A 15,287-nucleotide genomic window follows, 5' to 3' on the forward strand; every position below is an offset into this window, starting at 1 on the left:
CCTAGCTGGAGTAGGCGCTGTTTTCGTGGACGTAGTCGTGCGTGAGGTCGTTGGTCCAGATCGTTGCCTCGGCGTCGCCGGCCTGGAGGTCGATCTCAACAAGGACTTCCCGCGGTTCCAGGTCCACCAGGCTGCGGTCCTCGCCGATGGATCCGTTCCGGCAGATCTGCACGCCGTTCATGGAAACGTTCAGCTGGTCCGGCTCGAACGCGGCGTCAGTGGTGCCGACGGCGGAGAGCACGCGGCCCCAGTTGGGGTCCTTGCCGAAAATGGCCGTCTTGAAGAGGTTGGAGCGGGCCACGGCCCGGCTCACGATCTCCGCGTCCTTCTCGCTGGCCGCGTTGAACGTGCGGATGGCGATGTCATGGCTGGAGCCCTCGGCGTCGCCGATCAGCTTGCGGGCCAGTTCGGCGCAGACCTGCGTCAGCCCGGCACCGAAGTCCTTGGCCGAGGGCACGGCCCCGGATGCGCCGGAAGCGAGGAGCACCACGGTGTCGTTGGTGGACATGCAGCCGTCCGAGTCCGCCCGGTCAAAGGTGACGCGCGTGGCATCGCGGAGGACGACGTCGAGCATTTCCGGCTGGACTTCCGCATCGGTGGTGATGACCACGAGCATGGTGGCCAGCCCGGGAGCAAGCATGCCGGCACCCTTGGCCATGCCGCCGATGGTGTATTCGTTGCCTTCGGCGTCCTTGCCAGTGAACACGGCTTCCTTGGACACCGAGTCGGTGGTCATGATGGCCGTGGCCGCGGCCGGGCCGCCGTCAGCGCTGAGGGCGGCGTTGGCGGCGCTGATGCCCGGGATGATCTTGTCCATGGGCAGCTGCTCGCCGATCAGGCCGGTGGAGCAGACAAAGATGTCCGTGGCCGAGACGCCCAGGGCTTCGGCGGTCTTTTCAGCAGTGGTGTGGGTGTTCTGGAAGCCCTGCGGGCCGGTGCAGGCGTTGGCGCCGCCGGAGTTGAGGATCACGGCGTCGACCCGGCCGTCCTTCACCACCTCGCGGGACCAGTGCACCGGTGCTGCGGCCACGCGGTTGGACGTGAACACGGCGGCTGCGGCCTTGGAGGGGCCGTCGTTGACAACCAGGGCAAGGTCCGGATTCCCGGACGCCTTCAGGCCGGCTTTAACGCCGGCGGCGCGGAATCCCTTGGGGGCGGTAACGGTCACGGGGCAACTCCCTGCAGGTTGAGGCCGGCGGTTTCCGCCAGGCCAAGGGCGATATTCATGGACTGCACGGCGCCGCCGGCCGTCCCCTTGGTCAGGTTGTCGATGGCGCAGGTGACAATAACGCGGCCGGTGTGCGCGTCGAAAGCCAGCTGCATCACGGCGTGGTTGGAGCCCTGCACGGACTTGGTGGCGGGCCACTGGCCTTCGGGGAGCAGGTGCACGAACGGTTCGTCGTCGTACGCTTCTTCCCAGGCGGCGCGCAGCTCTGCCGCCGTGACACCGGGCTTCACCCGGGCGGTTGCCGTGGTGAGGATGCCGCGGCTCATCGGCGCGAGGGTGGGCGTGAAGGACACCGTCACGGCTTCGCCCGCGGCGTTGCCCAGGCCCTGCTCGATCTCGGGGGTGTGCCGGTGGCCGCCGCCCACGCCGTAGGGGCTCATCGACCCCATGACCTCGGAGCCAATGAGGTTCACTTTCGCGGCTTTCCCGGCACCCGAGGTGCCCGAGGCAGAGACGATCACGACGTCGTCGGGCTGGAGGAGACCCGCGGCGAAGCCGGGCGTAAGGGCCAGCAGGGACGACGTCGGGTAGCAGCCCGGTACGGCGATCCGTTTGGCGCCCTTGAGCTTTTCCCGCTGGCCGGGCAGCTCAGGGAGCCCGTAGGGCCAGGTTCCGGCGTGCGCGGAGCCGTAGAACTTTTCCCAGGCTGCGGGATCTTCCAGCCGGTGGTCCGCACCAGCGTCGATCACCACCGTGCCGTCGGGCAGCTGGGCCGCGATCTCGGCAGACGCCCCGTGCGGGAGCGCCAGGAACACCACGTCGTGGCCGGAGAGGTTCTCCACCGTGGTGTCTTCAAGGATGCGGCTGGCCAGACCATGGAGATGCGGCTGCAATTCGCCTAGTCTTGAACCGGCGTTGCTGTGTGCTGTGATGGCGCCGATGGTGACGTCGGGGTGCCCGGCCAGAAGGCGAAGCACCTCACCGCCGGCGTAACCGCTGGCACCGGAAACGGCAACAGAAATAGTCATGGAAACGACTATACAGCAAGACTATGCATAGAACCCGATATTTATGCATGCGCTGGCACCTGCGCCCGTTCAAGCGCTGATCCCCGCTCACGCTCACGCTCGCGTCAAGCCCGCATTGCGAGCGTCAGCGTATGCTTGGAGAAGGGTGATCCTGACCGCGCGGTCCGAATGTCGGCTGCAGCGTTGCCCGTAACAGTTACGAGGCCCCGAGTCCATGACCCCCACCACTACTTCGGAGCGCCCGCAGACGCGTGTCCGGCAGCCCAACCAGGTTGTCCTGAGCTATTCCGAACTCCTCAAGACCGTCAAGGCCGCCGGCCTGCTCGAACGACGCGTCGGGTTCTACATCACGGTCTTCTCCGTCCTGGTGCTCCTGATGACGGCCGCCTGGTTCGGCTTCGCACTCATCGGTGACAGCTGGTTCCAGCTCCTCATCGCCGCCGCCATCGGCATCCTCTGCACGCAGCTGAGCTTCCTGGCGCACGAAGCCGGGCACCGCCAGATCTTCGCCTCCCGCCGCGCCAACGACTGGGCCGCCAGGCTGCTGGCCACGTCAGTCGCCGGCATGAGCTACTCCTGGTGGGAGCAGAAGCACGGCGCCCACCACAACCACCCGAACGTCATTTCCAAGGATCCCGACATCGCGCCCGGACCCATCGCCTTCCACACCGAAGCGGTGGCCGACCGGAAGGGACGGTTCGCCTTCCTGACCCGCAAGCAGGGCTGGTTCTTCTTCCCGCTGCTGTTCCTGGTGGGCCTCGGCCTGCAGATCGATTCGGTCAAGTTCGTCTTCCGCCGCGCAAAGGTCACACACCGCTGGGTTGAACTCCCGATCCTCCTGGCCCGCCTAAGCCTGCTGCCGGTCCTCACGTTCACTTTCCTGCCGTGGGGTATGGCATTGGCGTTCATCGGCGTCCAGCTCGCTGTCTTCGGTTTCTACATGGGCGCTTCCTTCGCCCCGAACCACAAGGGCATGCCGGTCCTGCCGGCGGACAGCCGCGTGGACTTCTTCAGCCGCCAGGTGCTGACTTCCCGGAACATCTCCGGCGGCCGTTTCATGGACATCCTGATGGGCGGACTCAACCGCCAGGCCGAACACCACCTCTTCCCGGACATGGCCCGCCCGCAGCTGGACAAGGCCGCCGTGATCGTCCGGGAGTTCTGCGCCAAGCACCAGGTCCCCTACACGGAGACCACCCTGCTGCAGTCCTACGGCATCATCGTCCGCTACCTCAACGACGTGGGCCTCAGCGCCGGGCGGCACTTCGAGTGCCCCATGGCCACGGTGACCCGCCGCTACTAGGCGCCGCCGCCGGCGCCCAGCCGCTTACGGGGCGAACCCCCTGATCCACGTTTGACCCGAAGTGACGGCCGGTTACCGGCCGTCACTTCGTCGTTGGCGGCGGTGTCCCTAGGATGGTTCCTGTATCCGGGCCTGGAAATCCCAGCCCAGGGAAGGAGACACATGATGCACGCAATTGTGGCCCGCCAGGCAGGCGGACCCGACGTCCTGGAACTGGCCGAGGTGGAGCGCCCGGTACCGGGTCCCCGCCAGCTGCTGGTCAAGGTGTCAGCCACCGGCGTGAACTTCATTGACACCTACAAGCGCAGCGGCACTTACAAAGTGGCCTATCCGTTTACCCCGGGTTCCGAGGCAGCCGGCACCGTGGAGGAAATCGGCGACGGCGTCACCGTGTTCTCCCCGGGCGACCGCGTGGCCACCGCCGAAGGCGCCAACTGCTACGCCGGCTACATCCTGGTGGACGAGGACAAAGCGCTGCCGGTCCCCCGCGGCGTGGACGATTTCACCGCTGCCGCCCTCCCGCTCCAGGGAATTACGGCGCACTACCTGATCAATTCCTCGTTCCGGGTGGAACCCGGCCACACCATCCTGCTCCACGCCGGGGCCGGCGGCGTGGGACTGCTGGCCATTCAACTGCTCAAGGCTAAGGGGGCCCGGGTCGTCACCACCGTCTCCACCGATGACAAGGCGAAGCTGGCCCGCGAAGCCGGCGCCGATCATGTCATCCCCTACGAGGGCTTCTCCGCCAAAGTCCGGGAGCTGACCGACGGCACCGGAGCGGATGCGGTGTACGACGGCGTCGGGAAGGACACGTTCGACGGTTCCCTCTCCGCGCTGCGCGTCCGCGGCACGCTGGTTCTTTTCGGTGCCGCTTCCGGCCCCGTTCCGCCGTTCGATCCGCAGCGGCTTAACGCCGGCGGCTCGCTGTACCTGACCCGACCCACCATCAACCACTTCCTCCGCAACGCCCAGGAACGCCGCTGGCGCTCGGACGAGGTCTTCGCAGCAGCTGCAGACGGGAGCCTCAAGGTCCGGATCGGCGGCCGCTACGACCTTGCCCACGCTGCCCGGGCACACGACGACCTGGAACAGCGTCGGACCACCGGCAAGATCATCCTCGTCCCCTGATCCGGCCAAATCCCCTGATCCGGTAAACAAGGCGTGAACCTCCGGCGAACTGCGACACCTTTTGTTCATCTTGTGCGGAAAGAATCACCCCGTGACTGAACTACCGCAAGCTCCCGGAACCGCGCCGGCGCCAGAGACCGGCCTCCTGGAAGGAAGCACGGAAGGAAGCAGGGAAGGAAGCACGGAAGGACGCACTGCCCGTCCAGGCGTCCGGAACGTGTATCTGCCGCAGCTGCCGGGCGGCGCCGCGGCGCCGCCCGAGCGGACGCTGATCGACATCCTCGAGGAGACGGCCCGCACATATCCGGAAGCCTCGGCCCTGGACGACGGCCGCCGGCGCCTGAGTTACGCCCAGCTGATGTCGGAAGTCAGGGCCACGGCGCGTGAGCTTCATCTCGCGGGCCTCGGCGCCGGCGACAAGATCGGCGTGCGGATCCCCTCCGGCACCAACAGGCTTTACGTGTCGATCCTGGCCATCCTGCTGATCGGGGCGGCATACGTGCCCGTGGATGCCGATGATCCCGATGAGCGTGCCAAGCTGGTGTTCAGCGAGGCCCGCGTGGCCGCCATCGTCCGGGCGGACGGCGAGATCGTCACGGACAGCAAGCGTCCGCGGCCGTTCCCGCACCCGCGGATGCCCCAGGCCGACGACGACTCCTGGGTGATCTTCACGTCCGGTTCCACAGGTACACCCAAGGGCGTCGCCGTGCAGCACAGGTCCTCGGCCGCCTTCGTGGATGCCGAAGCCCGGATCTTCCTGCAGGACGAACCCATCGGTCCCCAGGACCGGGTCCTGGCCGGACTATCCGTGGCGTTCGACGCTTCCTGCGAAGAGATGTGGCTGGCCTGGCGCTACGGCGCCTGCCTCGTCCCCGCTCCCCGGTCCCTGGTCCGGACCGGAATGGACCTCGGTCCGTGGCTGATCAGCCACGGCATCACCGTGGTGTCCACGGTGCCCACCCTCGCCGCGCTGTGGCCGGCCGAAGCGCTGGAGAACGTGCGGCTGCTGATTTTCGGCGGCGAGGCCTGCCCGCCGGAGCTCGCGGAGCGGCTCGCCGTCGACGGCCGGGAAGTGTGGAACACCTACGGGCCGACCGAAGCCACAGTGGTGGCCTGCGCGGCACCGCTTGGCACACCCGGGCCCGTCCGGATCGGCCTGCCGCTCGATGGCTGGGACCTTGCCGTGGTTGATTCTTCCGGCGTCCCGGTGGCGGAGGGCGAGGTGGGTGAGCTGATCATCGGCGGGGTGGGGCTTGCCCGGTACCTTGACCCCGCCAAGGATGCGGAAAAGTACGCGCCGATGCCGTCCCTCGGCTGGGCCCGGGCGTACCGGTCCGGAGACCTGGTCCGCTACGAAGCGGCCGGCCTCGTGTTCATGGGGCGCGCGGATGAACAGGTGAAGCTCGGTGGCCGGCGCATTGAACTCGGTGAGATCGACGCCGCGCTGCAGGCGCTGCCTGATATTGCCGGCGCAGCGGCCGCTGTCCGTACGACGGCGGCCGGGAACCAGATCCTGGTGGGTTACCTTGCGCCTGCGGGCACCGCGGAAATCGACCTGGCCGCCGCCCGTGAACGGCTGGGGGCCAGCCTTCCGGCCGCGCTCATCCCGCTCCTGACCGTGGTGGAGTCCCTGCCCACCAAAACCAGCGGAAAAGTTGACCGCCATGCCCTGCCCTGGCCGTTGGCAGGAGCAGGGGCGGCCGACGCGGACAACGCCCCGCTGAACCTGCCGGACGACGCCGGCTGGATCGTGGAGCAGTGGGGCAGCGTGCTGGGAACACCGGCGTCGAGCCTGGACGCGGACTTCTTTGCCCACGGCGGAGGATCCCTGGCCGCAGCACAGCTCGTGTCTGCCCTGCGTGTCCGCTACCCCACCATCACGGTGGCCGACATTTACGCCACACCCCGCGTGGGCGCGCTCATCGATGCCGCCCGGCAGTCATTGCCTGAGGGGGCAGCCGGGCCGGCGCCGGAACGGAACGTCCGCCCCACGGCCCTGAAATCGCAGGTCTTCCAGACACTGATGGGTGTCCCGTTGCACATCCTGGTGGGCATGCGCTGGCTGACCTACGTGATGGTGGCCAACAACCTCCTGGCGGCCTTCGCCGGCTTCACGGCGGCTCCGGTTGTTTCCTGGTGGTGGGTGGCGGCGTCGTGGCTGGTGTTCGTGAGCCCGGCCGGGCGGATGGCGCTCTCTGTGCTTGCCGCCAGGACCCTGCTGAGGCGCGTGGTTCCCGGCACCTACCCCAGGTCCGGCAAGGTACACCTGCGGCTATGGCTGGCGGAGCAGATCCAGGACCTGTCCGGCGCCATCAGCCTGGCAAGTGCCCCCTGGGTGCCCTACTATGCGAAGGCCCTCGGATCGAAAATCGGCAATGATGTCCAGCTCCACTCGCTGCCGCCGGTCACCGGAATGCTTTCGCTGGGGCGCGGCAGCAACATCGAACCTGAGGTGGACCTCTCCGGCTGGTGGATCGACGGTGATACCGTCCACATCGGCCGGGTGCATGTCGGAGCGGGTGCCACCGTGGGTGCCCGCAGCACCCTCATGCCCGGAGCCAGTATCGGCGCCGGGGCGCAGGTGGAGCCGGGATCGGCGGTCCTCGGAAAGGTCAAGGCCGGGCAACTGGTGTCCGGCTCCCCCGCCGAGCGGATCGGCAAGGCCAAACAGGCATGGCCGGACACGCCGCCGGCGCACGCGCTGATCGGGCGGCTATGGTTCGCGGCGTTCGCTGCAGCCTCAGCGGTCCTGGCCACCATCCCCCTGCTGTCCGCAGCCGCCGGGGCGTTCGTGGTGTTCCTGTTCATCCGCGGCAGCGAATCGCTGACGGCCGCCCTCCCCCAGGTCCTTACCTCACTGCCGCTGGCGGCCCTCACCTGGTTCGCCGCCAACCTCCTGCTGATCCTTGCCACCACCCGCCTGCTGGGCGTCGGACTCAAGGAAGGCTACTTCAGGGTGCGGAGCCGGATCGGCTGGCAGGTGTGGGCCACCGAACGCGTCCTGGACCTGGCCCGGGATGTCCTGTTTCCCATCTACGCCAGCCTTTTCACCCCGGTCTGGCTCCGCCTGCTGGGGGCCAAGGTGGGCAAGAACGTGGAGGCCTCCACCGTCCTCCTGCTCCCCAAAATGACAACCGTGGGCGAAGGCGCCTTCCTCGCGGACGACACCATGGTGGCCTCCTACGAACTGGGCGGCGGCTGGATGAGGATTGCCCCCGCCAAGATCGGAAAGCGCTCCTTCCTGGGCAACTCCGGGATGACGGGGGCCGGACGAAGCGTGCCCAAGAACTCGCTGGTTGCTGTCCTGTCCGCGACTCCTGCCAAAGCCAAATCAGGCACCTCCTGGCTGGGCAGTCCCCCGGTCCGGCTGCGCCGCACGGCTATCGCCACCGACAACACCCTGACGTTCCAGCCTCCACTGCGGCTGAAGCTGGCACGCGCCCTGTGGGAACTCTGCCGGTTCATTCCCGTGGTGCTCACCGTCGGCCTGGCCGCCGGCGTCATGCTCGCGTTCGACTGGCTCGCTTCGGCGTGGGGCTACGGTATCGCGGCGCTGCTGGGCGGCATCGTGGTCCTCATCGCCGGTGCCACAGCCGCCGCCAGCGCGGTGGCCGCCAAGTGGCTGCTGGTGGGCAGGATCAAGCCCGGCGAGCATGCCCTGTGGAGTTCCTTCATCTGGCGGAACGAAGTAGTGGATACCTTCATCGAAATGGTGAGCGCACCGTGGTTCGCCCGCTCGGCCTCGGGTACTCCGGCCCTCGTGTGGTGGCTGCGCGGGCTCGGTGCGAAAATCGGCCGCGGCACGTGGTGCGAGAGCTACTGGCTGCCGGAAGCGGACCTTGTCACGCTGGGCGAAAGTTCAACGGTCAACCGCGGCTGTGTCGTCCAGACCCACCTCTTCCACGACCGGATCATGAGCATTGACACTGTTACGCTCGAAGACGGAGCCACCATGGGCCCACATGGCGTCATCCTCCCGCGGGCACGCATCGCGAAGGGCGGCACGGTGGGCCCGGCATCCTTGGTCATGCGCGGGGAAACAGTTCCGGCAGCGACGTATTGGATGGGCAATCCGGTCAGCCCCTGGGCGGGCCCGGCAGTGCCGGCCCGGCGGCTCAAGTAGCTCCCGCACGGCCAGCCCGGCTCCGACCATCCGCAATACGAAGGCCAGTTTATGAGTTTTGCAGCACCAGCCGGTCCCGGCGGCCCACGCCGGCCCGACGAGCCCTCCGGCTCCCCGGATCCCTACGTCCCCGGGCACGGCACAAACGCCTACCGGGTCACGCGGTACGAACTGGACCTTGACTACAAGCTGGCCAGTAACCGGCTGAACGGCCAGGCCGTCCTGCACGCGGAGGCGGACCGGGCGGCATCCGCCGTCGTCCTGGACCTCGCGGGGCTGCGCACCGTCAAAGTGTCGCTGAACGGCAAACGCGTGCGCAGGTTCAGCCAGCGGGCCGAGCAGCTGGTGATCGTTCCCGACGCGGCCCTGCTCCCGGGCGACCGCTTCACCCTGGACATCCGGTATGAGGGAAATCCGTCTCCACGGCGGGGCCTCTGGGGCGAAGTGGGCTGGGAGGAACTCACCGACGGCGTGCTGGTGGCGGGCCAGCCCAACGGCGCCGCCTCCTGGTTTCCCTGCAACGACCATCCGCAGCACAAGGCCAGCTACCGGATCGCCGTCACCACGGATGCCAATTACCGGGCAGTCTGCAACGGCCTGCTGATCTCCCGAAAATCAGGCTCCAGCCGGGAAACCTGGACGTATGAGCAGGCCGAGCCGATGGCCACCTACCTCGCCACGGTGCAGATCGGCCGGTATGACGTCCTGACCCTGGATACGACGTCGGTTCCGGGCAGCGTCCCGCAGCATGTGGCTGTGCCTGCCTCGTTGGCCGACGCGGCACGCCGGGGGCTGGCACGCCAGCCGGAGATGATGCGCACCTTCGTCAACAGCTTCGGCCCCTATCCCTTCCAGGAGTACACGGTGGTGGTGGCAGAGGACGAGCTCGAAATTCCGCTCGAAGCCCAGACACTGTCCATCGTGGGCCCCAACCATCTCACCCCGGACTGGAACGCACAGCGGCTGATCGCCCACGAACTGTCCCACCAGTGGTTCGGCAATTCCCTGACCGTCGCGTCCTGGCGGGACATCTGGCTGCACGAAGGGTTCGCCTGCTACGCGGAGTGGATCTGGTCCGAGGCGGCCGGAGTCATGAGCGTAGCGGACCGCGCCGCAGCCGCCTGGCGGAAGCTCGACGCCGGGAACCAGGACCTCATGGTCGGTGACCCCGGGCCCGAGCTGATGTTCGATGACCGGGTGTACAAACGCGGCGCCCTCGCGCTGCATGCCCTCCGGATCCGGTGCGGCGACCTCGCCTTCTTTGCGCTGCTGCACGACTGGGCCGCAAGCAACCGCCACGCATCCGTCTCCACCGCCGGGTTCATCCAGACTGCGGACCGTGTCACCGGAATTGATTCAGAAGCCCTGCTGCACCCCTGGCTGTTCGAAGAGCCGCTGCCTGCCCTGCCTGTGCGGTAGGCCAACACGTCATCCGAGGGCGACGGCGGCCACCAGCTCGTCCGGCAGCCCCGACTCGGCGGGGGCCAGGTCCCGGACACCTGCCCGGTTAAGGACGTCAACGGTCTCCGGCCGCCGCCTGAGGCCCTCTCCGGTCATCTTCAGGAAGGCCTCCTTGCGCGCCCACAGCCGGGCACGCTCGCGCAGCAGCGCCCTCCCCCGCAACGGGGCAATCGCCTGGTGCTCGGCCGGGGTCAGGGCCACGGCGTCGAAGCCGTCGAAGTCCAGCCGCTGCGGATCCTCGGCGTCAACGCCCAGCCGCTGTTCCGGCCCCGGTTCCGCCACGGCTGCCAGCAGGGTCCAGCCGGCCGCCCGGGACAGGCTCAGCAGCAGGGGCGCCCGCAGCCCCGCCAGTTCATATCCGGGCATCCCGTGGGTGACACCGGGACCGCTGCCGCACCGGGGGCAACGGTAACGGGCCGTCAGGTCCCGGGCACGCACGCCCAGCAGTTCTGCGGCGAACAGCCGCTGGGCCAGCCTGGCCGCAAGGAAGTCCTGCCGTGGCGCGGGCATCATGGCGCGGGCTCGCTCCAGCTCCGGCGGGTCCAGGAACTGCAGGGCTTCACGCTCCAGGGCCGCAACCGCCGGCGCGGAATCCTGCCCGGGGACGCGGAAGGGCGGGCAGGCACGCACAACAAGGTGTGATGCCATGGCCCGCCCTTCCGGTCTTAGCCTTGAACGGCCGAACAGTTGAACGCTGAGCGCTCTAGCGCTGAACGGCCCCGAAGCGCTCGGCAGCAACCGCTACGGCGCTCTCACGGGCGGCTGATGCTTCGTCCGACGTGAGCGTCCGGTCCGCCGCACGGAAGCGGAGTCCGAAGGCCAGCGACTTCTTGCCGTCCTCGATGCCCTTTCCGGCGTACACGTCAAAGAGTGCCACGTCTTCCAGCAGCTCGCCGGCGCCCTCGCGGAGGGCGGCCAGGACGTCGTCCGCCGGGATCTCCTTGGGGACCACCAGGGCAACGTCCTGGGTGGCCACCGGGAAGCCGGAAATGTGCTTCGCGACGATGACGTCGGCTGCCGCTTCGAACAGTGCGTCTGCGTTGAACTCGAGCGCCACCGAACGTGCCGGCATGTCGTGCGCGGCCAGCAGCTTGGGGTGCAGTTCACCGGCGTAGCCCACAACGTCACCGGAGCGCAGCGACAGTTGGGCTGTGCGTCCCGGGTGGTAGGCCTGGTGCTGACCCTGGCTGACCACGATTTCGACGCCGAGGACGTCTCCGGCGAGGCGGGCGATGTCCACTGCGTCGGCCCAGTCCCAGGCACGCGGCGTGTGGGCGGCGGCCGCCGGCGAGTCATGGCCGGTCAGGACCGCAGCGATATGCAGCGGCTGGTCCGGGACGCCGTCGTACAGTGCGTCCAGTACCTCATCGGAGGGCTTGACGCCGAGCGGCGGGATGGACGGCGTTCCCACCGTGTCACCCGGCAGGAACACGAGTCCGGCTTCGAAGACCGACAGGTCGCGGAAGCCGCGCGAGTGGTTGCGCTTGGCCACCTCGATCAGGCCGGGCAGGATGGACGTCCGCAGGTAGCCCTGTTCCTCGCTGATCGGGTTGGCCAGCTTGACGGCCTTGCGCTCTGCCCCGTGCTCGGCCACGCCAAAGGTGTCGTTGGCGGCCTTGGACACGAAGGGGTAGGCCAGGACCTCGGTGAGCCCGGCATCGGCCAGGGCCTGCACCAGACGGCGGCGCTGCTGCTGCACACGCGTCAGGCCGCGTCCCGGGGGCGCCACGGGCAGTGTGGCGGGAATGTTGTCGTAGCCGACCAGCCGGGCGATTTCCTCGGAGAGGTCCTCTTTGGTTTCCAGGTCGTTCCGCCAGCTCGGGGCAGTGACCGTCCAGCCGGCGTCGTGCTTCACCACGGCGGCGCCGAGGTCCTCGAGCGAGGTGACGATCTGCTCTTCGGTGAAGTCGATGCCGATCCGGGCCGCGGCGAAAGCCGCCGGCAGCTCGATCGTGACGGCGTCAGGCGCAGTGCCGACGTCGGTGCCGGCTTCATCGGCGGTGCCGCCGGCGAGCTCGACCAGGAGATCAACCACCCGCTGCGCGGCGATGCCGGCAACCTGCCAGTCAACACCGCGCTCGAAACGCTTGGACGCTTCGGAGGGCAGCTTGTGCCGGCGGCGGGAACGGCCAATGGACACCTCGTCAAAGTGAGCTGCCTCAACCAGGACGTTCGACGTCGAATCGCTCACCTCCGTGGCGGCGCCGCCCATCACGCCGGCGATGCCGATCGCTCCGGAGCTGTCGGTGATCAGGAGGTCCTCGACGTCGAGCGTGCGCTCCTTGTCGTCCAGGGTGGTGATCTTCTCCCCCGCAACCGCGCGCCGGACCACGATGTCGCCGGACAGCTTGTCCAGGTCGTAGCAGTGCGTGGGCTGGCCGAGTTCCAGCATGACGTAGTTGGAGATGTCCACGGGCAGCGAGATGGAGCGGATGCCGGCCAGCCTGAGGCGCGAGACCATCCACGGGGGCGTCGGCCTGGTGGCGTCGACGCCGCGGACGGTGCGGGCCACGAAGCGGTCGCAGCCCGGCTTTCCGTAGATCGGGGCGTCGTCGTTGAGCTTCACGCCGTAGCCGCCGGCCAGTCCAGCCGGCGCCTGCACCTTCGACGCCGGGTCCGTGAAGGACGTACCGGTGGCGTGGGCGTACTCGCGGGCCACGCCACGGATGGAGAACGCGTAGCCGCGGTCCGGCGTCACGTTGATCTCGGCGGCCTGGTCGTAGAGTCCCAGGAGTTCCATGGCGTCGGTCCCGATTTCCGGGTCCAGGCCGATCCGGGACAGCACCAGGATGCCGTCGTGGTCCTCGCCGATGCCCAGCTCACGGACGGAGGCGATCATGCCGGCGGACAGGTGGCCGTACGTCTTCCGCGCTGAGATGTGGAAGTCTCCGGGCAGCACGGCGCCGGGAAGGGTGACCACTACTTTGTCGCCCTCCACGAAGTTGTGGGCGCCGCAGATGATGCCCTGGACACCGGAGGGGTCGATGCCCTTGCCGGTGAGGGTCTGCTCCTGGCCCTCGGGGACCACGCGGACCTGGCACCAGTTGATGGTTTTGCCATTGGTCTGCGGTTCCTTGACCAGGCTCAGGACCTGGCCCACCACAACGGGACCGCGGAGTGCGTCCGTGGGGCGGTGGACGGCCTCTTCTTCAAAACCGACCTTGACCAGTTCTGCCATAACGTCTTCGGCCGTTGCTCCGGCCGGTACCTGCGCGAACTCACGCAGCCAGGAAAGTGGGATACGCACTGTTAGATCTCCATCCCGAAGTGCTCGCTGAAACGTACATCGCCTTCGATCATGTCGCGCATGTCGCCTACCTCATTGCGGAACATGAGGGTGCGCTCGATGCCCATGCCGAAGGCAAAACCTGAATAGACGTCCGGATCGATGCCGGCTGCCCGGAGGACATTGGGGTTGACCATGCCGCAGCCGCCCCACTCGATCCAGCGCGGACCCCCCTTGGCGCCCGGGTGCCAGATGTCCAGCTCCGCGGACGGCTCGGTGAACGGGAAGTAGTTGGGGCGCAGGCGGATCTGGGCCTCGTCGCCGAACATCTGCCGCGCGAAGTGCTCCAGCGTGCCGCGGAGGTCCGCCATGCTCAGCTTCTTGTCGATGGCCAGGCCCTCGAACTGATGGAACACGGGCGTGTGGGTGGCGTCCAGTTCATCGGTGCGGAACACCTTGCCCGGGCACAGCACGTAGATGGGCACTTCGCGCTCCAGCATGGAGCGGACCTGCACGGGCGAGGTGTGCGTGCGCATCAGCAGGTGGGCCTCGGGGGGCTCCACAAAAAAGGTGTCCTGCATTTCGCGGGCCGGGTGGTCCGGCTTGAAGTTCAAGGCATCAAAGTTGAACCACTCGGATTCGACCTCGGGGCCTTCGGCAATTTCCCAGCCCATGCCCACGAAGATGTCCGCCACACGGTCCTGCAGCGTGGAGAGCGGGTGGCGCGCACCGGCACGGCGGCGGCGCGGAGCGGCCGTGACGTCGACGGTCTCTTCGACGAGGATCCGCGCGTCGTTTTCAGCTTCGAGCTCGGCGGTGCGGTCCGCGAGCGCCTTGTTGACGCGTCCGCGGGAGGCGCCCATGAGTTTTCCGGCGGCGGCCTTCTGGTCCTTTGCCAGGCCGCCGATTTCGCGGTTGGCAAGGCTCAGCGGCGCCTTCTCGCCCGTGTGCGCCAGCCTCACGGCCTTGAGCTCGTCAAGGGTGGAGGCAGCGGCAATGGCGGCAACGGCGTGGTCTACGGCGGCAGTAATGGCGGCTTCATCCAGAGGGTTCGGGATGGCAGCGCCCGGCAAAGTTTCAGTCATCTACTGTTCTTAGCTACGAGTCGGGTCTCGCCAGCGAGCTGTCCAGCTGCATTCGGGTCCACCGGCAGCGTGTCCGTCACTGGCTTGTCGTTCCGCACGGCCCTTTCGAGGAGCCGTATGAAGTGACAAAGGGCAGGGCTCGCCGGCATTCGTCCGGCGGGCACTCTCCCCCAGTCTAGTTGAACGCGCCACGCTGGACGCGCCAGAGCACGGACGTGACGCCCCCGCAGGCAGGTGGGCGGGACCCCGCAGGGACGCACAGCGGGAGGGACGGGGATTACCGCCTGCCGCTACCATGGCCTCATGACCTCCGGACAGCGGCTTCGGCAGATCGCCAACCTGCTGAATGCAACGACGCTCCTGGGCCTGCTGCTGGCCAGGTGCGCCCGGACGGCTGTGCGCACCGGTCCGGGCGGCCTGCTGATCGCCACTGGGTACCGGTGGCGGCTCCCCTTCGCCCAGGCGTTCACGGTGGGCAACGTGGTGCTGTTCCGGGCGGAGGCGACGGAGGCGCTGTCCAACAAGGTTCTGCTGGGCCACGAGGAACGGCACAGCAGCCAGTATGCCTGGTGCCTGGGCCTGCCGTTCCTTCCCCTGTATTTCATCGCGGCCGGGTGGTCGCAGCTGCGGACGGGCAACCCGGGGTCCGCCAACGTTTTTGAACGCCTGGCCGGGCTGGAGGCCGGCGGCTACTACCCCCGGTCAGGCACACGCAGAAGCAAACGCCGCAAGGGCAACGCTGCTCCCGATGGAAATGAGGCTTGA

At 68.0% G+C, this 15,287-nt stretch carries 10 protein-coding genes; 5 read left to right on the top strand and 5 right to left on the bottom strand.

Annotated elements, in window-relative coordinates:
* Position 1: 1 nt before the first annotated feature.
* Both argJ and argC read right to left on the bottom strand, forming a co-directional pair.
* Positions 2-1,168 (bottom strand): bifunctional glutamate N-acetyltransferase/amino-acid acetyltransferase ArgJ, encoded by a 1,167-nt coding sequence (gene argJ / locus AC6JAC_RS14385; protein WP_028271909.1) that lies wholly within the window; start codon positions 1,166-1,168, stop codon positions 2-4.
* A complete protein-coding gene (argC, locus tag AC6JAC_RS14390; RefSeq protein WP_028271910.1) occupies positions 1,165-2,196 on the bottom strand; it encodes an N-acetyl-gamma-glutamyl-phosphate reductase in 1,032 nt (343 codons plus the stop codon). The genes argJ and argC overlap by 4 nt, the downstream gene beginning before the upstream one ends.
* Before the next feature lie 214 nt (positions 2,197-2,410).
* On the opposite strand from argC, the gene AC6JAC_RS14395 reads away from it, so the two are divergent.
* From AC6JAC_RS14395 to AC6JAC_RS14410, 4 genes are all read left to right on the top strand, one after another.
* Positions 2,411-3,499: a fatty acid desaturase family protein gene (locus AC6JAC_RS14395; RefSeq protein WP_028271911.1), complete on the top strand. Its 1,089-nt coding sequence runs from the start codon at positions 2,411-2,413 to the stop codon at positions 3,497-3,499.
* Between the two features lie 162 nt (positions 3,500-3,661).
* Positions 3,662-4,627, top strand: a complete 966-nt coding sequence (locus AC6JAC_RS14400; RefSeq protein WP_028271912.1) for a quinone oxidoreductase family protein — start codon at positions 3,662-3,664, stop codon at positions 4,625-4,627.
* Between the two features lie 217 nt (positions 4,628-4,844).
* Entirely contained in the window at positions 4,845-8,750 is a 3,906-nt protein-coding gene (locus AC6JAC_RS14405; RefSeq protein ID WP_497966830.1) for a Pls/PosA family non-ribosomal peptide synthetase, read from the top strand.
* Between the two features lie 51 nt (positions 8,751-8,801).
* Positions 8,802-10,169 (top strand): M1 family metallopeptidase, encoded by a 1,368-nt coding sequence (locus tag AC6JAC_RS14410; protein ID WP_028271914.1) that lies wholly within the window; start codon positions 8,802-8,804, stop codon positions 10,167-10,169.
* 9 nt (positions 10,170-10,178) lie between these two features.
* Here AC6JAC_RS14410 and AC6JAC_RS14415 read toward each other — a convergent pair whose 3' ends face one another.
* From AC6JAC_RS14415 to pheS, 3 genes are read right to left on the bottom strand one after another with little or no spacing between them, the layout of a single operon-like run.
* Positions 10,179-10,859, bottom strand: a complete 681-nt coding sequence (locus AC6JAC_RS14415; protein ID WP_497965166.1) for a 4'-phosphopantetheinyl transferase family protein — start codon at positions 10,857-10,859, stop codon at positions 10,179-10,181.
* A 55-nt stretch (positions 10,860-10,914) separates the two neighbouring features.
* A complete protein-coding gene (gene pheT, locus AC6JAC_RS14420; RefSeq protein WP_028271916.1) occupies positions 10,915-13,458 on the bottom strand; it encodes a phenylalanine--tRNA ligase subunit beta in 2,544 nt (847 codons plus the stop codon).
* Positions 13,459-13,460: 2 nt separating this feature from the next.
* Positions 13,461-14,522 (bottom strand): phenylalanine--tRNA ligase subunit alpha, encoded by a 1,062-nt coding sequence (pheS, locus tag AC6JAC_RS14425; protein WP_028271917.1) that lies wholly within the window; start codon positions 14,520-14,522, stop codon positions 13,461-13,463.
* Positions 14,523-14,825: 303 nt separating this feature from the next.
* On the opposite strand from pheS, the gene AC6JAC_RS14430 reads away from it, so the two are divergent.
* Positions 14,826-15,287: an eCIS core domain-containing protein gene (locus AC6JAC_RS14430; RefSeq protein WP_043439070.1), complete on the top strand. Its 462-nt coding sequence runs from the start codon at positions 14,826-14,828 to the stop codon at positions 15,285-15,287.

The organism is Arthrobacter sp. KUASC02 (assembly GCF_059739395.1).

Excerpts from the sequence above, each read along its gene's own strand:
- AC6JAC_RS14410 (WP_028271914.1), top strand. The coding sequence starts at position 8,802 with ATGAGTTTTGCAGCACCAGCCGGTCCCGGCGGCCCACGCCGGCCCGAC.
- argC (WP_028271910.1), bottom strand. The coding sequence starts at position 2,196 with ATGACTATTTCTGTTGCCGTTTCCGGTGCCAGCGGTTACGCCGGCGGT.
- AC6JAC_RS14430 (WP_043439070.1), top strand. The coding sequence starts at position 14,826 with ATGACCTCCGGACAGCGGCTTCGGCAGATCGCCAACCTGCTGAATGCA.
- AC6JAC_RS14395 (WP_028271911.1), top strand. The coding sequence starts at position 2,411 with ATGACCCCCACCACTACTTCGGAGCGCCCGCAGACGCGTGTCCGGCAG.
- AC6JAC_RS14400 (WP_028271912.1), top strand. The coding sequence starts at position 3,662 with ATGATGCACGCAATTGTGGCCCGCCAGGCAGGCGGACCCGACGTCCTG.
- pheS (WP_028271917.1), bottom strand. The coding sequence starts at position 14,522 with ATGACTGAAACTTTGCCGGGCGCTGCCATCCCGAACCCTCTGGATGAA.
- AC6JAC_RS14415 (WP_497965166.1), bottom strand. The coding sequence starts at position 10,859 with ATGGCATCACACCTTGTTGTGCGTGCCTGCCCGCCCTTCCGCGTCCCC.